Below are 26,424 nucleotides of genomic sequence, written 5' to 3' on the forward strand. Positions count from 1 at the left end.
CTAAAAATCATGCCAGAGCTGTGCAAAAAAAGAGGCCTTATCTGTCCTAGATAAGGCCAGAAGCCAACCAATGGCGGCCTAGTACTGATTAGGGTTACGCCCTGTAAATACCGAAAAATCCTCACCTTGGTTACGTGAAAAACTCGTCAATTGATAACCACTGCGTGAATAACTATTACGCGGGCGCTGTGGCTGTGGCGTGCTACGCTTTAGAGACGGTTGCTCAGCATAATAATTAGTTTGAATAAACTGCCCTTGCTGTTGATGATGCTCTAGGCGCTTATACTCGGAGAGTACTTTCACCACATAATCACGAGTTTCTCGATAAGGTGGCACCCCCCGATGCTTATCGACTGCACCAGGACCTGCATTATAAGCGGCTAAAGCCAGTTGTTTATTCCCATTAAACCGCTTCAGCATTTGTGCTAAATACTTAGCGCCTCCTTTAATGTTTTGGCGCGGATCATGAATATTCGCAACCCCCATTAAATCGGCGGTCCCCGGCATCAACTGCATTAAACCGGTTGCCCCCACATGCGAACGTGCACCCTCATTAAAGCAGGATTCTTGACGTATCACCGCACGAATCAGATTTTCTTCTACCCCATAATATTCTGCATATTTACGAATAGTATTAATATGAGGGGCAGTACGCTGTTCGACTTGAGCATGGCTGAGACGTGTGCAACTCCCTGCTCGTCCACTCACGCGCAAAGGCTCAATACCCGCTAATGAATTCGATGAATTAGCAGCAGTGGCATACTTTTTAGGTTTAGATTTTGGCGTCCGAGCAATGAGTTTGGCATTTTTGCCAGTGACTGATCCATTGGTTAACCAACGGGTGCCATCTTTGTCAGTATACATATAAATATCGGCAGAAACTGCCTGACTGAAGCCTGTGGCTATGACCAGCGGTAGAACACACTTCCACACGACGTCGCACTTAAATTGGATTGCACTCATTTTATTATACTTCTGGTTGTCCAAACTTAGTTATTGTGATTAACAAGTAACAAGGGCGCAGGGGTTTGAGCCATGTAGTATCATTGTTTGTAGTGGCTATTCTTATAAGTTTTTTCTATTTTGTCACTGCCTAACAGACAGATGGCAGATAAATTTGAAATTGGTAAGCACTTTGCTACCGCCTATCTTAGTTTAAGCAGCCTTAGGCCTGAGCAACTCGCTAGAATTTGGTGTGGATTCGGCAAGCTAGCCTTAAAAGGCCGATGGAATAAGTTCGTGGTCTTCACAAGGAAAGTGAAACTACAACAGGAAAGCCTGTATAGTTTTATACGGGCTTTTTTATTTTGTGCTTTTTTGCTTGGTCTATTCTCTATTCTATCTAGCCTAGCTAGTGTAGTAAGCGAGGATTCGACAAACTAAATGCCTTAATCGGCGCATCAAACTCATGCCCATCATCCGCACGTAAATGATAGCTACCTTGCATCGAACCAACAGGCGTATCTAGCACAGCACCACTGGTATAACGAAAGCCTTCTCCGGGGGAAAGATAAGGTTGTTCACCCATGACTCCATCTCCCTTCACTTCTTGAGTCATGGCATTGGCATCGGTAATAATCCAATGGCGCGTTAATAAGCGGGCGGCTACTGTGCCTTGATTAACAATCGTAATCGTATAAGCAAATACATAACGATCATGCTCTGGATCCGATTCCGCTTCGAGGTATTTAGCCTCAACTGAAACTTGAATATCGTAAGCCTCTTGACCGCTCATGCACTCACTACCGTGTTAATTTAAGGGGATTATCGCGAAAAGAGCTTATCACGAAATTACAATAAAACCAGATTATCTCGATGGATCAACTCTGGTGCATCAATATACCCAAGGATGCCTTCAATTTCACGTGAAGGTTTGCGCTTAATCCGTTCAGCCTCGTCACTATTATAATTGACTAAGCCCTTAGCTAATAATTTACCTTCTGGACTCATACAACTCACGACCTCACCGCGTCCAAACTCTCCTTCCACTTTCACCACCCCCACCGGCAACAGGCTACCACCTGTCCGCTGAATCGCTTGAGCTGCACCTGCGTCCAGCCATAATTGGCCGCGTGATTGCAATTGGCTTGCAATCCATTGCTTACGTGCAACTAAGGGCGCTTGATCAGGTAACAGCAGCGAGCCAAGGTCTTCACCTGCATAAAGGCGCTCTAAGACATTAGCTTCACGCCCAGAAGCAATCACAGTTGCGCATCCTGAGGTCGCTGCCCGACGGGCGGCTAACACCTTAGTCCGCATACCACCACTACCAATTGCCGTGCCAGCACCCCCTGCAAACTCCAAGAAACGCTCATCATTAGCCCGACCTGAACTAATCAACTGTGCATCCGTAAATTTGCGGGGATCTTTGTCATAAAGACCTTGTTGATCCGTCAAAATGACCAGCAATTCAGCCTCAACTAAATTGGCAACTAAGGCACCTAAGGTATCATTATCCCCTAAGCGAATTTCCTCAGCGGCGACCGTATCATTCTCATTAATCACAGGAATCGTGCCTAGCTCAACCAAAGTCCGTAAGGTATTCCGAGCATTGAGATAACGACGCCGATTCGCTAAATCATCATGTGTCAGTAAGACTTGTGCAGCTAAATACCCGTGCTCTTGAAAATTCACCTCATAGGCATGAATCAGGCTCATTTGCCCAATAGCGGCCGCCGCTTGCTTTTCGAATAGGGCTTTCGGTTTTTGCTTCCAGCCCATGCGGCTCATACCTTCTGCGACCGCGCCTGAAGAGACCAGCACAATCTCAATGCCTTGCTTGCGTAAGCGTGCCATTTGCCCAGCCCAATCGGCCAGCGCAGCACGGTCTAAACCTGCACCATCCCGAGTTAATAAAGCACTGCCGATTTTGACAATCCAGCGGCGCGTGGTACGTATAAATTCGGCCCTATCCTGCATTTTCTTCTAAGTACTGCATAATCTGATAACACAAATCCTGCGTACCCTTAGCGGTCGCCGCAGAAATAAAAAATACTTCACCTTGCCAGTCCAAAGCATCCACAAGGGCTTGGCAGCGCTGCTGTTGCTCCTCCTCCGGCACGAGGTCAATTTTATTCAACACTAACCAACGCGGACGATCCGCCAATTCATCACTGTATTTTTCCAATTCATGCTCAATAGTACGCACTGATTGAACCGGATCAATCGTTTCATCTAAAGGTGCAATATCGACCACATGTAAGAGCAAACTAGTACGTGACAAATGCTTCAAAAACTGAATGCCTAAACCCGCGCCTTCTGCAGCCCCTTCAATTAAGCCCGGAATATCCGCCATCACGAAACTTTGTAAATCACCCACACGCACTACGCCTAAATTAGGATACAAAGTCGTGAATGGATAATCCGCGACTTTCGGGCGCGCTGAGGAGACAGCACTAATCAAGGTTGATTTACCTGCATTGGGTAAACCCAATAAGCCAACATCCGCCAATAACTTTAATTCAAGACGCAGAGTACGAAACTCACCTTCAGACCCCGGTTTACATTGGCGAGGTGCACGATTCACTGAACTTTTATAACGCAAATTACCGAGGCCATGAAAGCCGCCCTTAGCCACCATTAAACGCTGATCAGGCTCAGTTAAATCACCGATCAGCTCACCGGTTTCTTCATCAAAGGCCATCGTCCCGACTGGCACTGGCACGAGTTTATCTTCGCCACGATTGCCGGTCATATTACGCGCCCCACCATTTTTACCGCGCTCAGCTTCATAATGGCGTAAATGGCGGAAGTCGATTAGGGTATTGAGATTACGATCCGCGACTAAATAAACATCACCACCATCACCACCATCACCGCCATCAGGGCCACCGAATTCAATATTTTTTTCCCGGCGAAAACTCACTACGCCATTCCCGCCGTCACCCGCTTTGGCTTGGATGACAACTTCATCAACAAACTGCATAACCTTGCCTCGACTTGCGTCTGTGAAGCATATACGAAAAAGCCCCGACAGGCGGGGCTTCTAGGATTCGTCTCCGAAGATTGCCTTAGGCGTTTTCAGCAGATAAGGGCTGAATACTGACAAACTTACGGCCTTTCTCACCTTTGACTTGGAAAGTTACCACACCATCTGTTTTCGCAAATAAAGTATGGTCTTTACCGCAGCCAACATTATCGCCGGGGTGGAAATGAGTCCCGCGCTGACGCACGAGAATATTGCCAGCCAATACGAATTGACCACCAAAACGCTTCACACCCAAACGTTTGGATTCTGAGTCGCGTCCGTTGCGGGTACTACCGCCTGCTTTTTTATGTGCCATTGATAATTACCCCTTACGCTGAAATACCAGTGATTTCGATTTCTGTCAGATACTGGCGGTGACCAGTACATTTCTGATGGTGCTTACGGCGGCGGAACTTCATAATCCGCACTTTCTCGCCGCGAGTCTGGGCCTTTACCGTTGCAGTCACCTTACTTCCTGCAAGGTAAGGTGTACCAATTTGCACTGATTCACCTTCCCCGACCATCAGGACATTCTCGAAATCAATGTTTGCGCCTTCTTCCACTTCTAGCTTTTCAACTAGCAGTGTGTCGCCTTTCGCGACGCGGTATTGTTTACCGCCGGTTACGATGATCGCGTACATGATTTACGATTCTCCAAAAAATGTCCTGTTAAAGAGCCGCGAAATTCTACTGTTTTTGACCTCTTAGGTCAAACGAATTCCATCTCATCTAAGTAAAGCAAGATAGATAGCGACTATTGCTTGACACAATCGCTACCTGTTTCTAGCATGCAGTGCTTTCAGCTAGCTGCTTGATAATGGATTTTACCACAATACTCCAGCTGACCGCCGACGATATGCGTGCTGTCAACACGCTTATTCAACAGCGTTTACACTCTGAGGTCGCTTTGGTCAATCAACTGAGCCACTATATTATTAATAGCGGTGGTAAACGCTTGCGCCCTTTACTAGCCCTGATTTGCGCCCGTGCTTGTGGCTATACGGGGGATCGTCATGTGGATGTGGCTGCGATTATTGAATTTATCCATACTGCCACTTTACTACACGATGATGTCGTCGATGAATCAGCACTCAGACGAGGCAAACAAACTGCCAATAATGTTTGGGGTAACCAAGCTGCCGTTTTAGTCGGTGATTTCTTATATTCACGTTCATTTGAAATGATGGTGGATGTGGGCAGTATGCGTGTCATGCAAATTCTTGCAAGCACGACCAATGTCATCGCTGAAGGTGAAGTCTTACAACTCCTTAATTGCCATGACCCTGATACCACTGAAGAGCGTTATATGGAGGTGATTCACTCCAAAACAGCTCGCCTTTTTGAAGCGGCTTGTCAATTAGGCGCCGTGCTTGCAGGTCAATCCCCTGCAGCAGAACAAGCGATGGCACGCTATGGTATGCATCTAGGTACAGCCTTCCAGCTCGTAGACGATATGCTCGATTACACCGCCAGTAGTGAAGCGATGGGGAAGAATGTCGGGGATGATTTAGCAGAAGGTAAACCCACCTTGCCCTTGATTGTAGCATTGCGCCATAGCTCAGGTACGACCGCACAGATGTTACGCGAGTCGATCGAGCATGGTGGCTTGGATAATTTAGATAAAATCATCCAAGCGATTCAAGATACTGACGCGCTCGGTTATACGGCACAATTAGCGCAACGTGAAGCTCAATTAGCAGTTGAGTATTTAAACTATCTGCCTGCTAGTGCCCATCGGGAAGCACTTGAAGCCTTGGCTTGGTTCTCAACGAATCGTAGTCATTAAACCACTCATTCCCAGCCAAGTTTCAAGATTTAAGTGCTGCCAATACGCCATCCCAAAATTGCAAGCGGGCTTGAACTGCTTGCTGAGCCGCTTGAATGGCTTGTTGGGTTTTTACAGCGTCACCTGCACATAAACTATCCAATAAGCGTAACGATAAAGGCGCATGAAAGTCCTCATCCAAGTGCACATGACGATTTAGATAGAAGTGAAAACTAGGTGCATCTTTTTCTGACACTTGCATCTTTGCTAACAAGGAACGAAACATCATCGGAATGATATGCTCGCGGCCTAGGGCTAGAGCAGCTGCCACCTGATGAGCTTGTTGGCTACTCAGAAAAGCAAAGGTCTGCTGACTAAATACCCTAGAAGGAGCAGGCACGGTAGCAAGCTCAAGAGCAGTATCCACCCCAGTTAGCTCAACAGTGGCTAAAAAGTGCCGAAAGGGCTGAGTATTAGCCCCTACCTCTGTCATCGCACGCAAATACAGCTCTACATGACTAGAGTAATTGCCATCAGGGAGTTGATCAGATTCCTCTTCAAGCACTAGTTCATTAATGAAACGCCGAATCGAACTATCACCTTGTGGCAGCCAAGGCACCGTCGTTGGTGCAACCGCTGCTTGCAAATACTTGATTAAGGACATGAAATCCCATACAGAATAAATATGGTGCTCCATGAAGCACTGCAAATCGTCTAAGCTGGTCAGTGCTGAATAAATCGGATGATCGGCTAACTGGGCTGCGAACTCATCGAGAGTCGCTTGGGTAATCACTTGACGCATAAACTAATCTAAATCCGCCACTAATGCTTGTTGGGAGGCTGCTGCAAGCACCGTACTATAGTGATAGTTGGGATGCTGAATCCCCATACTGAGGGCAGCACCGCCTTTAAGTGCAGTCACTTCAGTCGCACTCAGCTCAAAACGCATAAAATGCACAGCCGCCGTCTTCTCAGTCGTTTCGCGGGGCAAATCTTCATTGGCAATCGCAAAAACTGGCTCAAAACCGTCTACCTGCACCCAAGTTTGCCGCTCAAGACCTAAGAGCTTAGATAACCACAGTTTACGCTCTTCTGGATTAGGAAACTCCAGCATCAAGGTCGCCTTCCAATTAGAACCATCAGGGATCAACGGATTATAAGCCTCAAGTTCCTCTTCAATCCCTGCGGCTTCAAAAATACGTTCTACCCTGAGCATTTCTTGAATTTGATATTGAATAGTTAAGCGGTCTTCAAAATACAAACTAGCATTTGGGCCGATGGCTATTTGGCGCGGTAGTTTATGCGCCATGACCTTTGACCGAAATGCTTGACGCTGCTCCGAGTAGCGCTCAAGACTCATCAGATCAGCACGTGTAAGTTTATTCATTCCCTCATCCTCTTTAGCTAAAGTCCGTAAGCAATCCGTAACATCGTCAGCGGATGGGTCGCTGCGGGTGCAGCTTCGTCTAGACCATTTTCGATTTGCTCACCCGCCATTGGGCAATCACTACCATAATAATCCGGTTTAGACTGCTTCACCTTATTAACAATCGGGCGACAAATTTTCATCGAAATCTCATGAAACTCAGCCTTCACCGCATAGGTGCCGTCATGACCTGAGCAACGCTCTAATAATTCAACTTTGGTTTCGGGTACTAACTCGAGCAACTCACGAGTTTTATAGCCGATATTCTGCACCCGTAAATGACAGGCAGTATGATAAGCCACCTTGCCTAAAGACTGTTTGAACTCAGTGTTTAGCTTGCCTTCTTTATGCCGCAGCATTAAATATTCAAACGGATCAAAGATGCGCTGTTTGACTGTTTTCACATCCTCATCATCAGGGAACATTAAAGGTAGCTCTTGCTTGAACATCAATACGCAGGAAGGAATAGGCGCAACAATATCCCAGCCTTGCTCAATCATGGCAAGCATCTGCGGGATATTCGCTGCTTTAGCAGCAGCCACGGCCTCTAAATCACCTAACTCTAATTTGGGCATACCGCAGCATTGCTCTTTAGCCAGCCATGAAACTGGAATTTCATTGTGCTCAAAAACTTTCAATAAATCTGCGACCGTATCCGGTGCATTTCGATTACCATAACAGGTCGTAAAAATCGCTGCTTTGCCAGTCGTCCGTCCAGCGGGGCTTGCCACACTCGGGTCTAGGGTTTGTTCTGACTTAAGTCGTTGACGGGCGCTCTTACTATGATAGGCCGGCACTATTGCCTTAGGATGAATACCGACTTTAGCTAACCCTTTACGAAAACTAGCATTTTGATTCAAGCTATTGACCACGGTAGACACCACGGGAATACCCGCTAGACTCCCGACTAAATCGGTCGAAGTTAATAGCTTATCGCGCATACTCGCGCCATTTTGCTTAAAATGCACTGCCTTAGCACGCAACATCAGATGGGGGAAATCAATATTCCATTCATGCGGGGGTGTATACGGACATTTAGTCATATAACAAAGATCACACAGATAACAGTGATCGACCACCTGCCAATAATCCTCTTTTTTTACACCGTCCACTTCCATAGAGGCAGAGTTATCGACTAAATCAAACAAAGTAGGAAAAGAATTACAAAGACTGACACAACGCCGACACCCATGACATAAATCGAAGACCCGCTCCATTTCCTTGAGCACCGCGTCTTCATTGTAAAATTCGGGATTTTTCCAATCGAGAGGATGACGAGTTGCAGCCTCAAGGCTGCCTTCACGTTTAGGGGTTGCCATGGCAGTTGCTCCGTAAGATAGGCACTGAGACTAAACCTCCCCCGAGTATAGGGGGAGGATTTTGCGGTCGCGGGAGGTGCAATAAACGCTTAAGCGTCTAAGTTATCTAAAGCTTTTTGGAAACGATTTGCGTGTGAGCGCTCAGCTTTAGCTAAAGTTTCAAACCAGTCAGCGATCTCGTCGAAACCTTCTTCACGAGCGGTTTTTGCCATACCAGGGTACATATCAGAGTATTCGTGGGTTTCACCAGCCACAGCGGAACGCAGGTTATCTGCAGTCCCACCAATCGGTAGACCTGTTGCAGGATCACCAGACGCTTCCAAATATTCTAAATGACCATGAGCATGCCCTGTTTCACCTTCAGCGGTAGAACGAAAAACAACTGCGACATCGTTGTAACCTTCCACATCGGCTTTTGCTGCAAAATACAAATAACGGCGATTTGCCTGTGACTCACCAGCAAAAGCATCCTTTAAACTTTGCTCAGTTTGACTTCCTTTCAGATCCATCTTTGACTCCTCTTCTTTGGGTTAACAAATCAAACTTATAAATTATAGACCTGAGACTAATTTAACCAAGTACAGTGTTTATGTCCAATCGTATATTTTGAACATATTTATCGAATAAATCGAAACCTAGGGCGAATACATGAAATTTTCGGCAGAAGCCTAGCAAGTCAAGGCCGATGCCCTATACTCAGCTGCATCAAAAATTAAATGCTTAAAAGAGGAAATAACCATGAGTTTACCTAGCACGCTTTATACACTCGCAGCGATTGGTTTTTTTGCTTTGATGGCAAGCCGCCCTGCCGTTGAACTACCGACACCTACTCACACGAATCCTGCCGCGACTGCAGCTAGCGACTCAGCCACTGAATCAGCCGATGAACCGTCCACCACAAGCACTAACTCAGCCGCTCCTGACGCAGCCATTACACCCAATGCGCCACCACAAACCAGCGATCCTAGCCCAAGTAGTCAACCTGCAATTACTAATACTTATTAATTAACTAACTGATTAAGCAAGCGTCAAGAAGAGTCAAAACACTAAAAGCCGCAATTAAATAACGGCCTTTAGTGTCAGAATAACTAGAATAGACCTTAAACCATCGGCACTGGTAATTTGCAAGCCCCCGGAATACGGCCAAAACCGATCAACCGATCCTGCCAATACCCACTAATGGTGCTGACTGTGACTGTTTTGCCTTTACGCGGGGCATGTAAGAACTTGCCATTGCCTAAATAAATACCCACATGGCTGACGCTACTCCCACGGGTTCTGAAGAAGACCAAATCACCCCGACTGGCACTTCCACTCGCTACTTTAACTGAAGCTGCGTATTGCTCAGCGGCAGTACGCGGAACTCGTACATTAGCGCCTTGTGCAAGAGAATGCTGGACTAAACCACTACAATCAAACCCTTTACCCGGTGTCTTCCCCCCCCAAACATAAGGTGTGCCGATTTGGTTAGAGGCTGTTCTGATCACATTCTCAACTTTTTTCACCATAAACTGCGCTTGTGCTTGCTTCACCTTGACTTCAGCTTGCTGGCGAACACGCTTGGCTTTAGCTTTAGCTTGACGCGCTCTGATGGCGGCTTTATTCGCTTCCCATTTTTGCGCATATTCCTCACGAATCGCATTTTCTCTCGTGATACGTTGACGCTCTTCAGCCTCTGCCTTAGCTTGCTGGAGACGCAAAGCCTCTGCTATCCGCGCTGCCTTCTCCGCCTCAAACCGTGCACGGTATTGCTCGCGTGTCAAACCAACAGCCACTGTTCTTCGGCTAACGGTATCGGTATTTTGATACGCTTGAATTTGACGATGGGCTTGTCGATTGACTTCGCGTCGAGCGCTTTGTGTAGAGTGACTTGAACTCGGTGTACGGATCGATGCTTTCTTAATTGTGTAGGAGGTATTACTGTTACTGACAACGCTTGCTTGAACAGTCGGTTTATGATCTGGTGTTGCCGCACAACCGCCTAAAATGGCTGCTGACAAACCTAATGAACAAACCGAAACTCCCCTAAGGCTACTACTCTTATTCATGAATTCCCTCGGATACAATGATCATCGAAATCCATTTCACTCAGGATTATGTACCAATCCCGATACATACTCAAACCTACTGACTTCCTCGAAAATGAAACTAACAAAATTTGTGATTTATTTCCATAAAAAGTCAAAAATTCAGTATTTTTGAGTGAAATTAATTCATTATTAAAATATTAACACTTACTAATATTTAGTGTTTACACACTACCCTCATTTAGCTGATAACTAACGCCCTTTTTTAACTCCAAACAGACGGCTAATCATTAACAAGCTATATCGTTTGAGTATAGATAGATTTTTTTAGTACATCACTAAACTGATTAAAACTTCACTAAAATCACAATAAATTTTATTAGCAAGCCCAGTCGCGGTAATGATTATTTTTTCCCCTACTCCTAGTAGCAACCCACTATGCAGAACTCAAGCTTATTAGGCAAGTTAATTCCAGTAATATGCACGTTTTTTGCACAAAACTTAAGCTTCAATGACCTCAAACTCATGGGTAATTTCAGCAGTTTTACCCAACATCATCGAAGCCGAGCAATATTTTTCTGCAGAGAGCTTGACTGCCCGCTCAACTTTTTCGAGCGCCAAATTATGCCCTTTTACGATGAAGTGCAGATGAATTCGCGTAAAAACTTTAGGATCGGTACTCGCACGCTCTGCTGTTAATAAGACTTCACAATCACTGATCACTTGCCGTGATTTTTGTAAAATCATCACCACATCAAATGAGGCACAGCCACCTAAACCTAACAACAGCATTTCCATCGGCCGCACTCCCAGATTCCGCCCACCGGCTTCTGGAGCACCATCCATTACCACTGAATGCCCACTCCCAGACTCACCAACAAAGCTCATATGATCCAGCCATTTCACCCGTGCTTTCATGCCGTGCTCACTATTACTTAAAAATAGCATTCTAAACATACTCGCTATACGATGGCTAGGCAGACTCGCTTGACTTTTCTCACACTAAGCAAAGCGCGGGTGTGCTATGTTTAAGCCCGATAAATAGTTAAACAGCAGTCATACTGATAAACAGAAGGAAAATTAGAATGTTTGGAGAATCGCACGATTTACTACATGAGTTTCCAGAGCATAAAGAGCGAATTCATCAATTGAAAATGGAAAATCATCATTTTGCGCGCTTGTTTACTCAATACGATGAGCTTGAACACGAAATTCATCGAATTCAACAAGGGATAGAGACTCCCTCGGATGAGACGGTAGAGAACTTAAAGAAGCAGCGCCTTTATCTTAAAGATCAACTACTAGCGATGATTAATCAGCATTAAAGCTTAAGCTGGTAAGCGTTGCTCAATCGCCGCTAATAATAAAGCGGCGATATTTGCATTATAAATTTTATCTAATTCCCGAATACAGGTCGGGCTAGTGACATTGATTTCAGTCACATAATCGCCGATCACATCTAAACCAACAAACAGCAAACCCATTGTTTTTAATACCGGCCCAATCGCGGCACAAATTTCCTGCTCACGTACCGTTAAGGGTGATCCGACTCCGGTAGCACCCGCTGCTAAATTGCCTCGGCTTTCACCCTCCGCCGGAATCCGCGCTAAACCATAGGGAAAAGGCAAGCCATCAATGACTAGAATGCGTTTATCACCTTGCTTAAACTCTGGTAAAAACCGTTGTGCCATCACGGTACGCCGCCCGTAATCGGTTATCGTTTCCAGAATCACATTGCGATTGGGATCGTCTTGGCGAAGCTGAAAAATCATCGAGCCACCCATACCATCCAAGGGTTTCACGACAATATGCCCCTGCTCTGCTAAAAACTCTCGGATACGCTGCATATCAGCCGTGACACGTGTAGGAGGGCAAAACTCTGGAAACCAAGCTGTAAAGAGTTTTTCATTAGCAGTCCGAATGCTATCAGGGCGATTGACGACTAATAAGCCCTTGCGTTGAGCCAGCTCTAATAAATACGTGGTATAGATATACTCCATATTAAAAGGTGGATCTTTACGCATGAGCAAACAATCTAACTGGTGTAAGGCTTGCGTGATGGGTTCGCCTAAAGTGAACCAACCTTGGGGATCATCCTGCACTTGCAGCGGCTGCATGCGTGCAAAGCACACTCCATTATCTGCAAAAAGGTCGGTTTGCAGCATATAAAACAAAGACCAACCGCGCCGCTGAGCTTCTAACAACATAGCGAAGCTACTATCTTTTTTAATATTAATCGTAGCGATAGGATCCATCACGATCCCAAGTGTGCGGGGTTTAGTCGGCATACTCACCTCAAAATTCAGCTTTTAAATCACGGCTAATTAATTCTTGTACGGCCTGCCGAGGTGGCAAACCTTCATAGAGAATCCGAGTCACTTGCTGGCAAATCGGCATTTCCACCCCGGCACGCTCGGCCAACTTACCAATAGAATGCGCGGATTTAGCGCCCTCAACCGCTTGACCGATTGCGGCCAAGGCCGTTTGCAAATCTTGCCCCTGCCCTAACGCCAAACCCAAACGGCGATTACGCGATTGATCATCGGTACAAGTTAAGACTAAATCGCCCAAACCCGCCAAACCCATTAAGGTTTCGGGCTTAGCTTGCAGATGCAGGCTCAAACGCATCATTTCAGCTAAACCTCGTGTAATCAAAGCAGCTCGTGCATTGGCACCGAACCCTAAACCATCTGAAATTCCGGCAGCAATCGCTAAAACATTTTTAACTGCACCGCCTAGCTCCACCCCGACAATATCATCACTGGTATAAACTCGATAATTTTTGCCATGAAAAGCAGCCGCAATTTGCTGAGCCAATGCGGGGTGAGTCGCCGCTACGGTCATCGCCGTCGGTAAACCTTTAGCGACTTCGAGGGCAAAGGTAGGGCCTGAAACCACCGCATACTGACTAAAATCAGGCAAAACCTCATTCATGACTTCATGCAATAATTTGCCCGTATTTAACTCAAGCCCCTTGGTTGCCCAACAAATACTGGCAGTATTGGGGATTAAATCCTTGAGCTGCAAGAGTAAGCTACGAAAACCATGACTAGGTACGACCACTAAATGCCAATGTGCCTGTTGAGCTACCCGTGCTAACTCAGGCTCAGCCTGTAGCTGGTCGGGAAAGGCAATATTGGGCAAATAACGATGATTCACCCGTGCTTGCTGGATGTGGCGAATGTGCTCAGCATCAATATCCCATAGCCCTACCGCATGCTCATTGCGTGCTAGCTGTAGGGCGAGCGCAGTCCCCCAAGAGCCTGCGCCATACACCGCAATCGAGGGCAAATCAGCTCTCACTACGCAACCACGGCATCAGTTGCAGGCGCTGAGCTAGCGGTCTGCTCCTGTAAGCGCTTGGCGTACAAAGCATCAAAATTAATCGGTGACAAATGCATTTCAGGGAAACTGCCTTTAGAGACCATCCCTGCAATCACTTCCCGCGCATACGGGAATAAAGTATTGGGGCAATAGGCCGCTAATAAGTGGTTCAACTGCTCTTGGCTATAACCACTAATAAAGAAGACACCCGCTTGCTTGACTTCGACTAAAAAAGCCGTTTTGCTGTTACTACTGACGGTAATCGTTAAAGCCAGTTCAACTTCATAGTTACTATTGGCGAGGACATTAACATTCGTATTCAAATCCAAATTGGTATCTGGATTCCACTCTTCAGTGAAGACTTGTGGTGAATTGGGCGCTTCAAAGGACACATCCTTAATATAAATACGCTGAATAATGAACTGCGGTTCTTGTTGGTTATCTTGCTCAGCCATGACAGACTTTGACTCCTTAAAATGCTTTAAACATCGCTTTTGTTAATGCCACTCGTTATGAATGCCAATCAAGTTTAGGCTAGGCTTTGCTGAACCCAATGTTGAATTTGCTGCGTATTCATAGCCCCAGACACTCGTGCATGCTCTTGCCCACCACTAAATAATATCATGGTTGGAATGCTACGAATGCCATAGATCCTACCTGCTTGCTCATCCTCTTCCGTGTTGACTTTGGCCAACCGAACCTTAGGCTCTAATTTAGCCGCTGCCTCAGCGAAAGCCGGTGCCATCATTCGGCAAGGACCACACCAAGGCGCCCAGAAATCAACCAGCAAAGGTAATTCACTCTTTTGGATATGGCGCTGCAAACTAGCAAAATTGAACTCTACAGGATGCCCTGTGAATAAGGGTTTACTACAAGCACCACAATGTGGATCACTGACTAATTTTTCTGCTGGTACACGATTTGTCTTATGGCAATGCGGACAAACAATATGCATATCACACCAACCCTAATAATTTATCCAGTTCGCCAGAACGATTTAACGCCGCTAAATCATCATAGCCCCCGACATGCAGCTCCCCAATATAGATCTGAGGTACTGTATCACGCCCTGTCATCTGCTCTAACTCAGCCCAAGAAATGCCTGAACCACCGACGGGCAAATCTTCAAACTCTATTTGCTTTTTATTCAGCAATAGACGTGCTCTCACACAATACGGGCAAAACCGTGTCCCATAGAGTTTAACCACAGGCATCACCATGACCCTACCTTTTTACAACCGGTAAATTAGCCGACTGCCAAGCCGTAAAGCCACCAGCGAGATTCGTTACATTGGCAAAGCCGTGCTTAGTTAACGTCGCACATGCATGTGAAGAACGATTACCTGAACGACAGTACACCAAGATAGGCTTATCTTTACTTTTTTCAAGCTCAGCAATTCGATTATTCAACTGCCCTAAAGGAATATGCTTCGCGCCTTGGATTTTGCCTTCACGCACTTCACCATCTTCACGGACATCTAAGACCATCGAGTCATCATGGTTCATTAGCTTGACGGCTTGATTCACATCCACTTGCTTGTATTTGCGGGTCATACGATTAAATTCAGTCCAGATAATCAGTCCTAACACACCCACAAAGCCCATCACCAATAAAGAATGGTTCTGGACAAATGCCATATATTCGTTCAATTGAAGTCCTCCAGAAAGTGGAGCTTAAGATATACAGATGTGCGCAAAGGGTAAAGTGCTTTGCGCAGTTAGCTTAAGTTTATCAGTGTGCTTAATGCGAAGGACAGAAGACTTCCTGCATCATACTGATCAGGCGCAAAGTCCGATAATCCCCTACTTTATAATAGACACGATTCGCATCTTTGCGGGAAGTGAGGATACCTTTATCACGCAGAATCGCTAAATGTTGGGAAATATTGCTTTGTGAAGTCCCCACACTATCAACAATATCCTGTACATTGACCTCTTGATTACCCAACACACACAGAATTTTTAAGCGCAATGGATGGGAAATAGCCTTTAAAGAGCGTGAAGCACGATCAATATCCTCATCACGGGCTAGCATGGTGCTAGTAATATCACAACTATTGTCCAAACTTATACTTTCTCTTAGTTCCATTTGCATAACATTGACCCACCCACCTGAGGCGATAACAGCTAAATTCTTAAGGTTTAACAGCAACTATTAAAGTGCTCTAATGATATGTATATTAGCATACACAAATAGAATCATATACTCAAAAAGCGCTAGTCGATTCAAGGCTGGACAAGCAGAACTGAGCTACCTATGATCAATTCCTAGCTTAAGCCTTGTAACCGCTGATTTTATCTGAACCCTAAAGCTGATTTGAATCATGAAATCCCACGCGAATCTCACCCTGTTGGCTCACAAGAAACGCAGCTCAGCTTTAAGCTACACGCTGGTGGTTTTACTCTACATTAACGGGACTAGCAGTTGGGGGCAAAGCCTTGAAACCAACACAGTGACCCGTGAGATCGATCGCCTAACCACACAAATTGACCATCAGCAACAGCAATCTGACAATCTACATGATGAAGTCAATCAGATGGAGAAAAAGATCAGCGATATTGATAAAACTGTTTATAGTAACGAGCAAAAAATTGAAGCCTTGCTCAATCGCTTGCAAACCGCTAATAAACAAAAAGAAAGCCTAGAGGTCGATGTCGAAACTGAGCGGGCTGCCTTAGCTCAGCAATTGGTAGCAATGTATACAGCAGGGGATCAATCCTATCTTCGTTTATTATTACGCCAAGACAATCCCTCTGATATTAGTCGCACCTTGCGTTATTTTGAATATTTGAATCAGCATCGCAGTAAAAAAATCACCACGATTAACAGCTCCATTGAAAAAATTCGTAGCCTGACTCATCAGATGGAAAAAGATCGCTTGCAGCTCACCGAGCTAGAGAACAACTTAACTGGGCAAAAACAAGCCCTCCAAAGTACGATTGCTTTACGTGAAGACGTGTTACAGCGCTTAAACAATGAAATTCGTATTAAACAAAATCAAGTTGAGCGTCTCCGTATCCAAGAAGCTAAATTACAGACTAAATTTGATGAATTAGCGGCTCGTGCTGAGCAAGAAAAAAGTACGAGTTCACCAGAGCCTGTTGAACCGAAACCTGTTGAACCCAAAGCCGCTAAACCCGTGGCTACCGCTGCTGTTAAGCCCCCTACGCAAGCGGCAGAACCCGCGATGACTGAGCTGGCACAGAAACCGACTAAACCACCCGCTGAAGCCGTCACCAGTGAATTCACCTCGAATAAAGCCTTTTCAACCTTAAAAGGCCGCCTACCTGCGCCCGTCAATGGGCAAGTCCTGCATGCTTATGGGAGTCAGCGGAATGAAAAGCAAAATTGGCAAGGTATGGTGATTGCTGCACAAGGTGGATCTAAAGTACGGGCGGTAGCACGCGGCAAAATCGCCTATGTGGGGCAAATGGATGGTTACGGTTTTTTAACAATTATTGAACATGATCGTAACTATATGACATTGTATGCCTACAACCGCGCTAACTATAAACAAGTTGGCGAGGTGGTGAATGCAGGTGATGTTATAGCGGCCGTGGGCAGCTCAGGTGGCCAAGAGCAGAATGCACTCTACTTTGAAGTTCGTCGAGGCAGAGCGCTACAAAATCCTGCGCAATGGTTACGCTAATAGGCTAGAATTAGCCTGCACTTACCTGAAATCAGTGCCTCTCGATCAGGGTCAAATTGCTCGATTCCGGGGCCAATGCACAATATATATTTAAAGAAAATGGCTTCATCAAGCCTGGAGAAGAATAGCATGCATCCCAATCATCGCCTTGCAGTCGGTGTGCTCGCAGGAGCTTTAGTCGGCGTCACCGCTAGCTTGAGCCTCAATGTGTTTGCTTTTAAACAAACCCCGAATGACACTGAACTACCCCTTGAGCAGTTACAAAAATTCACTGAAGTTTACGCACGGGTAAAGCAAGATTACGTCGAAACCCCCGATAGCAAGGAAATGATCAATAATGCTATTCGTGGCATGTTGACGGGCCTTGATCCACATTCCGATTATTTAGATGAAGAATCGTTTAAAGAGCTGCAAGTTGGTACCAGTGGTGAATTTGGCGGCTTAGGCATTGAAGTCGGTATGGAAGATGGCTTTGTCAAAGTCATTTCACCGATTGATGATACACCTGCTCAAAAAGCTGGCTTAATGGCCGGTGATCTCATCATTCGCCTCGATGAAGCTCCGGTTAAAGGCCTAACTTTAAATGATGCCGTTAAATTAATGCGGGGCAAGCCCGGTACGAAAATTGATTTGCTCATTGTCCGTGAAGGCAAAGATAAGCCGTTTAAAGTCACCTTAACTCGCGATGTGATCAAAGTTCAGAGCGTAAAAAGCCGTCTTCTAGAAGCAGGCTATGGCTATGTGCGGATTTCAAGCTTCCAAGCAAAGACCACCGATGCTTTAATAGAAGCCATCCATAAGTTGAAAGCGGAAAATAAACAAAATCTACGCGGCATTGTTTTAGATTTAAGAAACAATCCCGGTGGCGTATTAAATGCTGCGGTAGGTGTTTCTGATGCCTTCTTAAATGATGGTAAAATTGTCTATACCGAAGGTCGCGTTGAAGATGCGAAAATGGAATATACCGCCACAACGGGCGACGAATTAGATGGTGCTCCTATTGTCGTTTTGGTTAACCAAGGCTCTGCATCTGCCTCCGAAATCGTCGCCGGCGCCTTGCAAGATCATCAGCGTGCCTTGATTGTCGGGCAAAAAACCTTCGGCAAAGGCTCAGTCCAAACAGTCTTGCCTTTAGATGAGAAAACCGCCCTGAAATTAACCACTGCGCGTTATTTCACCCCAGCAGGACGCTCCATTCAAGCCGAGGGCATTAAGCCTGATATTGATGTTAAGCCATTAAAAGTGACGGCGGATGATCAAGCGGCTGAAGAAGATATTGCACCTTTATCTGAAGCGGATTTCAATAAGCATTTAAGTAACCCGAACAAGAAACCCGAAGAGGCGGCTACCCCAACTAAACCTGATGAATCAGCTCCAGAATCCGCAGAACCCATTAGTGGCACAGCCCCTGCTGTCCCTACAGAAAATGATTCTGCCGCAGCGATTGTGAAGAAAGGCGAAGCTAAAGATAAATCCTTAGCCGCAGAAGATTATCAGCTATTTGAGGCACTCAATATCCTCAAGGGCATGGATCTAGTGTTGAATAAAACGCGCCCAGCCCCCGCTGCTACAACCTCTGCCACTGACAGTAAACCGCTATAATCGCTAAGCTTAGCCTCTTTCAGCTAGAAAGAGGCTAAGCCTTAATAAGGCTCTGTAACGCTCTATGCCACTGACACATTTTAATCCACAAGGCGAAGCTCACATGGTGAATGTGGGTGAAAAAGCCATCACTCATCGGCGCGCTATTGCTAGTGGTAAGATTACCATGCAAGCCTCTACCCTCGCCTTGATTCAACAAGGCAATCACAAAAAAGGGGATGTACTCGGGATTGCACGGATTGCAGGAATTATGGCCAGTAAGCGTACCGCCGACCTCATTCCTTTATGCCACCCTTTAGCCCTAACTCATGTTGAAGTTAAGCTAGAGCTAACCTCAGCAGAGCAAGTGCCTGCCGTTCTTTGCCAAGTTACCGTAGAAACGCAGGGGCAAACCGGGGTAGAAATGGAAGCCCTGACCGCCGTGCAAGTCAGTTTGCTCACGATTTATGATATGTGTAAAGCGGTTGATCGCGGAATGTGCATGACAGATATACGCTTAATTCATAAATCGGGTGGCAAATCGGGTATTTGGCAGACCCAAAACCCGTAACCCTTAAAATAGAATCAACCTAACGACTACGCTCGCTCTACCTAACTTAAATCATGAGCTTTAAATCACGAGTGGCTTAGCATTAGGATTTGAGATCCCTATGTCTGGCTCTGTTTTAGCCACCGTCAATGGCTGCGATTCTTGCGTGGCTTCGGCGGAGGCATACTTTAACAAAGGCTCAATATCAATCGCGTCATCTAAATGCTTTTTAGCATCTTTAACAGCTTGAGTACGCTCGCGGAAAAAACGATCTTCACCAATTTGCTGAGCTAAACCCGAACGTTGGAAAGCTTCATAGACTGGCAATTTAGTCCGCGCTAGATAAAACCAAATCCCGTTAAAACGTAAGCGATCTGCCAACTTATGCAGCATCTCTTCACCGGTCGAGTCCACTTGATCAACCGACTCCATATCTAATACCAGCACTTTGAGCTTGGGCTTGTGAGCAATCGCATTCAGTAATTTACCTTCTAAATAGCCGGTATTAGCAAAATATAAATCGCCATCAAAGCGGTAAACAGCTACTGTTTCACTGGTTTTCAAGTGATGACGCTCCGCATCGCGCATCGAGCCATCCGCATGCCGAGCGACTTCTACAAAGCGCGGGCTCATGGTTCGATACAGGAATAAGCCTAGGGATAAAACAACCCCTAAGAAAATACCTTTATCTAAATGTGGGGCAAAGGCCAAAGTCGCACAGAAGGTTACAACCGCGACGATTCCATCATGCCTTTCCACTTTCCATGCATGTTTGATCGGGGCAAATTTTAATAAATTCAGCACTGCCATAATAATCACTGCGGCTAAAGTGGCTTGCGGCAAATGAAAGAGGAGCGGGGTTAAGAACAATAAGGTAATCGCAACCAAGATACCCGTGACTACGGAGGAAAAGCCTGTGACTGCACCTGCTGCAAAATTCACCGCTGAACGCGAAAAAGAACCTGAAACAGCATAACCACTAAATAGCCCGGAAGAAATATTCGCTAAACCCTGCCCAACTAACTCTTGATTAGCGGAGAGGCGTTGGCGCGTTTGAGCAGCCATTGCTTTGGCTATCGAAATAGCTTCGACAAACCCCAATAAACCAATAATCATGGCGGTTGTCGCTAAGGACATCAAGGTTTGTAGGCTCATTGACACACTTGGAATACTAAAGCTCGGCAAACCTTGAGGAATATTACCCACCACACTCCCCCCAGCAGCCTGATACCCTAAGGCCCATGACAGCAAAGTTGTAACCACGACAGTAATCAAGACGCTAGGTTGACGAGGGAAATACTTGCGTAAAGTCAATAACATCCCTAAAGCAATAACCGCCATGAGCAGGGTAATGATTTGCGTCTTAGGCAAAGCTATCAGCATGCCCCAGAGAAACTCATAATAATGCTCAAATTGATCTGCTTTTACGTCTAAACCAAATAGCTTGGGTACTTGTGAACTACCGATGATCAAAGCACCCGCATTCGTAAAACCGATCACGACGGGATGTGATAAAAAGTCGACCAAGACCCCAAGCTTTAATAAGCCTAAACTGATTTGGAATACACCGACCATCAATGCCAAGACAGCTGAATAGACAACAATGGTTTCAATCCCTTGCCCCATATAAGGCTGCATCGCGGCAGCAGACATCAGGGATACAATCGCCACCGGCCCAGTCCCTAATTGTCGTGAAGAGCCAAATAATGCGCCAATCATCACGGGCAAGAAAGAGGCATATAAACCAATATAAGCTGGCAAACCCGCTAATTGAGCATAAGCCATCGACTGAGGAATCAGCACTAAAGCCACGGTTAAACCCGCTAGAGCGTCAGCTCGCAAAGTTGCTGGATTTTTTAACTCCCCAATCCATTCCATAAAAGGGGTAAAACGCTCTTTCCAACTACTGAGCAAAGTAGCTAGCCAATCACTCATCTAAGATGTTCCTCTTAGCACGCTAAGCACATTAATGACTAGACTTAGCCAGCCATTGCCAAAAGCTCACATCATAATGCAATGCACAAAACCGATTCATTACCAAGAAGAGATAGGGCTAACCTACTCCACTGTCACTGATTTCGCTAAATTACGCGGCTTATCCACATCCGTACCTTTAAGAATAGCCACATGATAAGCCAGTAATTGCAAAGGTATGGTATATACAATCGGCGCTAATAAATCAGGGACAGGTGGTAATTCCAGTACATGCATTTGTTCGTTCGGTACTAAATTCGCAGTTTTACAAGCAAACACATACAACTCACCCCCACGCGCACGAACCTCTTCTAAATTAGACTTTAACTTCTCTAATAAAGCCGTATTCGGTGCTACTGCAATAATAGGCATTTCGCTATCGACTAAAGCCAACGGCCCATGTTTTAACTCACCAGCTGGATAAGCCTCAGCATGAATATACGAAATTTCCTTGAGCTTTAAAGCCCCCTCTAAGGCCACTGGATATTGTTCACCGCGCCCTAAAAACAAAGCATGATGTTTTTCCACAAAGCGCTCTGCCAAAGTTTCAATCACAGGGTTCAAAGCCAAGACCTGCTGTACTAACTGTGGCAATTGCGCCAAATCGGCGACTAACTGACGACTAACGGGGGTTTCACCTTGCTGGGCTTGAATTAAAGCGGCTAACAATAATTGCAGAGCAACCAATTGCGTCGTAAACGCTTTGGTAGAGGCCACCCCAATTTCTGGCCCGGCCATCGTCATTAAACTCAGGTCCGACTCACGAGTGAGCGAGCTTTCCATCACATTGCAAATCGTCAAAGAGGCTAAGCAGGCTTGTGACTGCTTCACCTTCTCTAAAGCGGCTAAAGTATCTGCTGTTTCGCCCGACTGCGAAATGGTAATCAGTAAGAGGTTCTTGCGCTTGGGTTGACGGCGATAACGATACTCACTGGCCACTTCAACATGACAAGGAATATCGGTGTAGGTTTCAATCCAATGCCGCCCAATTAACCCCGCGTGATAACTCGTGCCACAAGCAATGATTTGAATTTCTTCAACTTGTGCTAATACCGCCATAGGGTTTAGGCCGCTTAAACACGACAAAACCTGATGCTGTGCTAACCGCCCCTCTAAAGTCGCCGTAATCGCTTTAGGCTGCTCAAAAATTTCCTTGAGCATATAGTGACGATATTCACCTAAGTCGATGGAGCTATCTCCGAGCTTCGACTCTCGAATTGGACGCTCTACCGCTTTCCCTGCTGCATCAAAAATTTCGATTTTATGCAGAGTCACTCGGGCAACATCCCCATTTTCTAGATAAATGAAACGATTAGTGACAGGTAACATAGCCTGCACATCAGAACCAATAAAGTTTTCACCGATCCCCACACCAATAATCAACGGGCTACCTTGGCGAGCAATCACGACGGTATTCGGCTCATCTGCGCAGACAGCGGCTAAAGCATAAGCACCCGTGAACTCTTGGCGTGCACTGAGCATACCCTTTAACAAGCTTGCTGATTTTTTCACATGATAATCAAGCAGATGCGTGGCAACTTCCGTATCAGTTTCAGAGCTAAAGGTATAACCTAATTCACCTAAGCGTTCGCGTAACTCGACATAATTTTCAATAATGCCATTATGCACTAGAGCCAAATCTTCACCACTAAAATGAGGATGGGCATTATACTCAGCGGGTTTACCATGCGTCGCCCAACGGGTGTGGGCAATGCCGACTTTGCCCTCAATCGGTTCATAGGCTAATTTTTCAGTTAAGGCCGCCACTTTGCCCAAGGAGCGAACACGCTTAAGCTTACTGCCTTGAGTAATCAAGGCTACCCCAGCAGAATCATAGCCACGGTATTCTAAACGCCGCAAACCTTCTAACAGGATCTCAGAAACAGGGCGTTGTGCAACTGCACCGACAATACCACACATTATTTTTGCTCCTTGACTGGGCGTTGCCAGCCTTTAACACTCATTTGCTTGGCTCTTGCCAAGGTCAACTGCCCGGCAGGGGCGGTCTTAGTAATCGTCGAGCCAGCACCAATGGTCGCATCATCTTCAATCGTGACGGGGGCAACCAATTGGCTACATGAACCGACGAACACTCGATCACCAATTTTTGTTTTAAACTTATTCACACCGTCATAGTTACAGGTAATCGTACCTGCACCAATATTCACCGCTTCGCCCATCTCCGTATCGCCGATATAGCTTAAATGGCTAACCTTACTGCCTTTACCAATTTTAGCTTTTTTGGTTTCCACGAAATTACCAATCTTAGCTTGCTCCGCAAGCAGGGTGCCCGGGCGTAAGCGAGCAAACGGACCTATCTCACAATCCTGCCCAACAACAGCCCCTTCGATACAGGAATTCGCCTTAATATGTGCACCACTACCAATAATCGCATCCTGAATCACACAGTTTGGCTCAATAATGACGCGATCCCCAAGCTCAACTGCACCAAGTAGCAACACATTCAGATCAATAAAGCAGTCTTTGCCTGCTTTAACTTGCCCGCGAATGTCTAGGCGGGCAGGATCAGCCACGGTTACCCCGCCGAGCATTAAGGCTTTCACTTGCTGCTGTTGAGCAATTCGCTCTAAGCGCGCTAGCTGCACTCGATCATTGATCCCCTCAGCTTCCATCGGGTCAGCACATAACACTGCATTCACCGTCAACTGTTCTTGTACTGCAAGCTGGATACAATCCGTTAAATAGTATTCACCTTGTGCATTATTGGGTGTCAGTTGTTTTAGCCAACGCTTAAAATCCAGCGCCTTCGCCGCCATAAAACCTGTATTGATTTCTTGGATGGTTTTTTGGACTGCATCCGCATCTTTTTCTTCAACGATACATTTAACCGCCCCATGCTCATCCCGCACAATCCGTCCATAACCTGTAGGATTAGCGGGCTTGCTGGTTAATACACTCAAAGCGGCAGGCTCTAAACTATTCACTAAATTTTGCAAGGTTTCAGCACGGATCAAGGGTGTGTCGGCGTAAGCAACCAATACAATCGCCTCATCAGGGGCTAAATCAATAGCCTGTGCGACGGCATGCCCGGTACCGAGTTGTTTTGCTTGGAATACCCAAACAATACGCTCCCCTTGAATAACTTGCTTGACCTGTTCGCCTCCATGTCCATAAACCACTGCTAAACGGTCATTAGTTAAATTTTGGCAAGTGTCGATAACATGTTGCAACATCGGCTTACCAGCCACAGGATGTAGAACTTTAGGTAAATCAGAGCGCATCCGCGTGCCTTGACCCGCCGCGAGAATAATAGGAAATACTTGGATCATGATGGTTTAGTGAGGATCAATAAATTTTAAAATAAATAAGTTTTAAGTTGAATGCGGGCATTTTAGCGTGTTTGCTGCAGAAACCTAATAAATTCCTACTCTTAAAGCAAAAATTTGACCATTCATCAGTTGCTCAAACACAACAGCTTGTCGCTTATTAAACTCTATCAAGTGATCACTACAAAATCACCTGGAATTAAACTGTAGAACATGGAGTTCAAAATGATCCTTAATTATAAAAAAACGGTAGGTACTAGCCTAGCCAGTTTATTCGCTCTTAGTTTATTAGCCACGCCTGCTGCACAAGCCGCCAGTTATAAACCCTGTGCTGCGATTGCTCAAGAACTAGGCATTAAAATCGCTCGCTTAAATCGACTCGCTGCCGAACGTCGCACTCAAGGTGATGCCTATGGCGAACGTCGTTTAAAAAGCCTAGCCAATGTCGTTGGTGCACATCGTGGTAATTTACCTTGTGTAGGGAAGCGCAGCTGTGCACTTTAATGGTCTGCACCGTGGAGACAAGTGCCGTGCTCAGTATCCCTGCTGAGCACGGCTTGCCTCCCTAAAACACTAATTTTATAGTAACGCGCTTTTAGTCAAGAGCGCGTTTTATGAATCCGGTATTGGTCTCGATAGGTCTGTTGCTATGTAGCAATATTTTCATGACCTTTGCATGGTATGCCCATTTAAAAGAACTCAACAATAAGCCGTGGCTCATTGCGGCTTTAGTGAGTTGGGGCATTGCCTTATTTGAATATCTGTTACAAGTTCCAGCCAATCGGATTGGCTATACAGTCTTAAGCCTCGGACAACTGAAAGTGATTCAAGAGGTGATTACTCTGACTTTATTTGTCCCTTTTGCGTATTTTTATATGCGTGAACCGCTCAAGCTCGATTATTTATGGGCTGGCTTATGTCTAGTGGGTGCAGTGTATTTTATGTTCAGAGGGAAATAGCAGACACAATGCTTGGAAGAGTTGACTTAGGCAGCCTGCCAATTAGGCTGCCTAAGCACTTAAGCTTGGGATACGGTATTCGCTGGATAAATATAATGCTCGGTATGGCGCAGAATCACAGGATGCATCGTTTCATTCGCATGATGCATACGTTTTGCTAACCAATTTGCCACTTTAAAGCCACTAATCAAACCAGCGACCCCCGCTAACGTAGCGCCTGCTTCATGGGGAAGATTCAGTACTTGAAAAACTTGCCCACCTAAAATAGCAAACACTAACATACTAACCAGTGGCAGCAGATAAGCCAATAGCGAATACATCACTAAAGTATTACCCTGCGTACCAATGACGACTGCCTCGCCCGGCTTAGCATGTAAGGGATTTTGCACATAAATAGGCTCGGATTTTGCCTTAGAGCTAGTTAAAAAACTCAAGGCATTCGAGCAACCTAAGCCAGTTTTATTGGAACAGGTATTACAATTCGTTAAATTTAAAGGTAATACCCATGCATGACCATGTTGTGTGCTCACGACTTTTGCAGTTTGTTCAATCATGGTGTCTAGCCTTCGCCGGTTATTGTTTATGATTATTAGAT

General features: G+C 45.7%; 31 protein-coding genes. 8 read left to right on the forward strand and 23 right to left on the reverse strand.

What is annotated here, in order from left to right:
* Positions 1–78 precede the first annotated feature (78 nt).
* From B5D50_RS02895 to rplU, 6 genes are all read right to left on the reverse strand, one after another.
* Positions 79–864 carry a lytic transglycosylase domain-containing protein gene (locus B5D50_RS02895; RefSeq protein WP_078921069.1) on the reverse strand — a complete coding sequence of 262 codons (786 nt, stop codon included), beginning with the start codon at positions 862–864 and terminating at the stop codon, positions 79–81.
* Positions 865–1,351: 487 nt separating this feature from the next.
* Positions 1,352–1,735 (reverse strand): Co2+/Mg2+ efflux protein ApaG, encoded by a 384-nt coding sequence (gene apaG / locus B5D50_RS02900; protein WP_078921070.1) that lies wholly within the window; start codon positions 1,733–1,735, stop codon positions 1,352–1,354.
* 56 nt (positions 1,736–1,791) lie between these two features.
* Positions 1,792–2,919: a glutamate 5-kinase gene (gene proB, locus B5D50_RS02905; RefSeq protein ID WP_078921071.1), complete on the reverse strand. Its 1,128-nt coding sequence runs from the start codon at positions 2,917–2,919 to the stop codon at positions 1,792–1,794.
* Entirely contained in the window at positions 2,909–3,925 is a 1,017-nt protein-coding gene (cgtA, locus tag B5D50_RS02910) for an Obg family GTPase CgtA (protein ID WP_078921072.1), read from the reverse strand. Before cgtA ends, proB begins: the two co-directional genes overlap by 11 nt.
* Positions 3,926–4,010: 85 nt before the next feature.
* Positions 4,011–4,283 (reverse strand): 50S ribosomal protein L27, encoded by a 273-nt coding sequence (gene rpmA / locus B5D50_RS02915; RefSeq protein WP_078921073.1) that lies wholly within the window; start codon positions 4,281–4,283, stop codon positions 4,011–4,013.
* Positions 4,284–4,296: 13 nt separating this feature from the next.
* Positions 4,297–4,608, reverse strand: coding sequence for a 50S ribosomal protein L21 (gene rplU, locus B5D50_RS02920; protein ID WP_078921074.1), 312 nt, complete (start codon positions 4,606–4,608; stop codon positions 4,297–4,299).
* 176 nt (positions 4,609–4,784) lie between these two features.
* Between rplU and ispB the strand changes: the two genes are divergently transcribed.
* Positions 4,785–5,753 (forward strand): octaprenyl diphosphate synthase, encoded by a 969-nt coding sequence (gene ispB / locus B5D50_RS02925; protein ID WP_078921075.1) that lies wholly within the window; start codon positions 4,785–4,787, stop codon positions 5,751–5,753.
* Positions 5,754–5,775: 22 nt separating this feature from the next.
* Here ispB and B5D50_RS02930 read toward each other — a convergent pair whose 3' ends face one another.
* The 4 genes from B5D50_RS02930 to B5D50_RS02945 all read right to left on the reverse strand — a co-directional run bounded on the left by B5D50_RS02930 (position 5,776) and on the right by B5D50_RS02945 (position 8,986).
* Positions 5,776–6,534, reverse strand: a complete 759-nt coding sequence (locus B5D50_RS02930) for a DUF3050 domain-containing protein (protein WP_078921076.1) — start codon at positions 6,532–6,534, stop codon at positions 5,776–5,778.
* A gap of 3 nt (positions 6,535–6,537) precedes the next feature.
* Entirely contained in the window at positions 6,538–7,119 is a 582-nt protein-coding gene (locus tag B5D50_RS02935) for a DUF3501 family protein (protein ID WP_078921077.1), read from the reverse strand.
* A 17-nt stretch (positions 7,120–7,136) separates the two neighbouring features.
* Positions 7,137–8,477 carry a (Fe-S)-binding protein gene (locus B5D50_RS02940; protein ID WP_078921078.1) on the reverse strand — a complete coding sequence of 447 codons (1,341 nt, stop codon included), beginning with the start codon at positions 8,475–8,477 and terminating at the stop codon, positions 7,137–7,139.
* Positions 8,478–8,566: 89 nt separating this feature from the next.
* Complete coding sequence (locus B5D50_RS02945) at positions 8,567–8,986, reverse strand: rubrerythrin family protein (RefSeq protein ID WP_078921079.1); 420 nt, start codon at positions 8,984–8,986, stop codon at positions 8,567–8,569.
* 229 nt (positions 8,987–9,215) lie between these two features.
* Here B5D50_RS02945 and B5D50_RS02950 point away from each other — a divergent pair, with 229 nt between their 5' ends.
* Positions 9,216–9,482: a hypothetical protein gene (locus B5D50_RS02950; protein WP_078921080.1), complete on the forward strand. Its 267-nt coding sequence runs from the start codon at positions 9,216–9,218 to the stop codon at positions 9,480–9,482.
* Positions 9,483–9,577: 95 nt separating this feature from the next.
* Here B5D50_RS02950 and B5D50_RS20585 read toward each other — a convergent pair whose 3' ends face one another.
* Together B5D50_RS20585 and B5D50_RS02960 are read right to left on the reverse strand one after the other, a co-directional pair.
* Positions 9,578–10,525, reverse strand: a complete 948-nt coding sequence (locus B5D50_RS20585; protein ID WP_234975784.1) for a C40 family peptidase — start codon at positions 10,523–10,525, stop codon at positions 9,578–9,580.
* A 480-nt stretch (positions 10,526–11,005) separates the two neighbouring features.
* A complete protein-coding gene (locus B5D50_RS02960) occupies positions 11,006–11,422 on the reverse strand; it encodes an OsmC family protein (RefSeq protein ID WP_078921262.1) in 417 nt (138 codons plus the stop codon).
* Positions 11,423–11,589: 167 nt separating this feature from the next.
* Here B5D50_RS02960 and B5D50_RS02965 point away from each other — a divergent pair, with 167 nt between their 5' ends.
* Positions 11,590–11,829 (forward strand): HP1242/YdcH family protein, encoded by a 240-nt coding sequence (locus B5D50_RS02965; RefSeq protein ID WP_078921081.1) that lies wholly within the window; start codon positions 11,590–11,592, stop codon positions 11,827–11,829.
* Positions 11,830–11,832: 3 nt separating this feature from the next.
* Here B5D50_RS02965 and gshB read toward each other — a convergent pair whose 3' ends face one another.
* The 7 genes from gshB to B5D50_RS03000 all read right to left on the reverse strand — a co-directional run bounded on the left by gshB (position 11,833) and on the right by B5D50_RS03000 (position 15,863).
* Positions 11,833–12,792 (reverse strand): glutathione synthase, encoded by a 960-nt coding sequence (gshB, locus tag B5D50_RS02970; protein WP_078921082.1) that lies wholly within the window; start codon positions 12,790–12,792, stop codon positions 11,833–11,835.
* A 7-nt stretch (positions 12,793–12,799) separates the two neighbouring features.
* On the reverse strand, positions 12,800–13,807 hold the full coding sequence (locus B5D50_RS02975) for an NAD(P)H-dependent glycerol-3-phosphate dehydrogenase (RefSeq protein ID WP_078921083.1): 1,008 nt from the start codon (positions 13,805–13,807) through the stop codon (positions 12,800–12,802).
* Positions 13,807–14,283, reverse strand: a complete 477-nt coding sequence (gene secB, locus B5D50_RS02980; protein WP_078921084.1) for a protein-export chaperone SecB — start codon at positions 14,281–14,283, stop codon at positions 13,807–13,809. The genes B5D50_RS02975 and secB overlap by 1 nt, the downstream gene beginning before the upstream one ends.
* A 74-nt stretch (positions 14,284–14,357) precedes the next feature.
* Entirely contained in the window at positions 14,358–14,783 is a 426-nt protein-coding gene (gene trxC, locus B5D50_RS02985; protein WP_078921085.1) for a thioredoxin TrxC, read from the reverse strand.
* Between the two features lies 1 nt (position 14,784).
* On the reverse strand, positions 14,785–15,042 hold the full coding sequence (grxC, locus tag B5D50_RS02990; protein ID WP_078921263.1) for a glutaredoxin 3: 258 nt from the start codon (positions 15,040–15,042) through the stop codon (positions 14,785–14,787).
* 10 nt (positions 15,043–15,052) lie between these two features.
* Positions 15,053–15,466: a rhodanese-like domain-containing protein gene (locus B5D50_RS02995; protein WP_078921086.1), complete on the reverse strand. Its 414-nt coding sequence runs from the start codon at positions 15,464–15,466 to the stop codon at positions 15,053–15,055.
* A gap of 103 nt (positions 15,467–15,569) precedes the next feature.
* Complete coding sequence (locus B5D50_RS03000) at positions 15,570–15,863, reverse strand: ArsR/SmtB family transcription factor (protein WP_200807021.1); 294 nt, start codon at positions 15,861–15,863, stop codon at positions 15,570–15,572.
* Between the two features lie 289 nt (positions 15,864–16,152).
* Here B5D50_RS03000 and B5D50_RS03005 point away from each other — a divergent pair, with 289 nt between their 5' ends.
* The 3 genes from B5D50_RS03005 (at position 16,153) to moaC (ending at position 19,630) form a co-directional block, all read left to right on the forward strand.
* Complete coding sequence (locus B5D50_RS03005) at positions 16,153–17,478, forward strand: peptidoglycan DD-metalloendopeptidase family protein (RefSeq protein ID WP_078921088.1); 1,326 nt, start codon at positions 16,153–16,155, stop codon at positions 17,476–17,478.
* A 129-nt stretch (positions 17,479–17,607) separates the two neighbouring features.
* On the forward strand, positions 17,608–19,080 hold the full coding sequence (locus B5D50_RS03010; RefSeq protein WP_078921089.1) for a S41 family peptidase: 1,473 nt from the start codon (positions 17,608–17,610) through the stop codon (positions 19,078–19,080).
* Positions 19,081–19,144: 64 nt separating this feature from the next.
* A complete protein-coding gene (moaC, locus tag B5D50_RS03015) occupies positions 19,145–19,630 on the forward strand; it encodes a cyclic pyranopterin monophosphate synthase MoaC (protein WP_078921090.1) in 486 nt (161 codons plus the stop codon).
* A 60-nt stretch (positions 19,631–19,690) separates the two neighbouring features.
* Here moaC and B5D50_RS03020 read toward each other — a convergent pair whose 3' ends face one another.
* The 3 genes from B5D50_RS03020 to glmU all read right to left on the reverse strand — a co-directional run bounded on the left by B5D50_RS03020 (position 19,691) and on the right by glmU (position 24,873).
* Complete coding sequence (locus tag B5D50_RS03020) at positions 19,691–21,544, reverse strand: SulP family inorganic anion transporter (protein WP_078921091.1); 1,854 nt, start codon at positions 21,542–21,544, stop codon at positions 19,691–19,693.
* Positions 21,545–21,667: 123 nt separating this feature from the next.
* Positions 21,668–23,503 (reverse strand): glutamine--fructose-6-phosphate transaminase (isomerizing), encoded by a 1,836-nt coding sequence (glmS, locus tag B5D50_RS03025; RefSeq protein WP_078921092.1) that lies wholly within the window; start codon positions 23,501–23,503, stop codon positions 21,668–21,670.
* Positions 23,503–24,873 carry a bifunctional UDP-N-acetylglucosamine diphosphorylase/glucosamine-1-phosphate N-acetyltransferase GlmU gene (gene glmU / locus B5D50_RS03030; protein ID WP_078921093.1) on the reverse strand — a complete coding sequence of 457 codons (1,371 nt, stop codon included), beginning with the start codon at positions 24,871–24,873 and terminating at the stop codon, positions 23,503–23,505. The genes glmS and glmU overlap by 1 nt, the downstream gene beginning before the upstream one ends.
* 222 nt (positions 24,874–25,095) lie before the next feature.
* Between glmU and B5D50_RS03035 the strand changes: the two genes are divergently transcribed.
* Positions 25,096–25,374, forward strand: coding sequence for a hypothetical protein (locus B5D50_RS03035; RefSeq protein ID WP_078921094.1), 279 nt, complete (start codon positions 25,096–25,098; stop codon positions 25,372–25,374).
* A gap of 110 nt (positions 25,375–25,484) precedes the next feature.
* A complete protein-coding gene (locus B5D50_RS03040; protein ID WP_078921095.1) occupies positions 25,485–25,829 on the forward strand; it encodes a DMT family protein in 345 nt (114 codons plus the stop codon).
* Between the two features lie 59 nt (positions 25,830–25,888).
* Here the strand turns inward: B5D50_RS03040 and B5D50_RS03045 are convergent, their stop codons facing one another.
* On the reverse strand, positions 25,889–26,383 hold the full coding sequence (locus B5D50_RS03045) for a SoxR reducing system RseC family protein (protein ID WP_159448557.1): 495 nt from the start codon (positions 26,381–26,383) through the stop codon (positions 25,889–25,891).
* Between the last annotated feature and the right edge of the window lie 41 nt (positions 26,384–26,424).

Origin of the sequence: Thiothrix eikelboomii (assembly GCF_900167255.1) — a bacterium.
Taxonomy (GTDB): Bacteria; Pseudomonadota; Gammaproteobacteria; order Thiotrichales; family Thiotrichaceae; genus Thiolinea; species Thiolinea eikelboomii.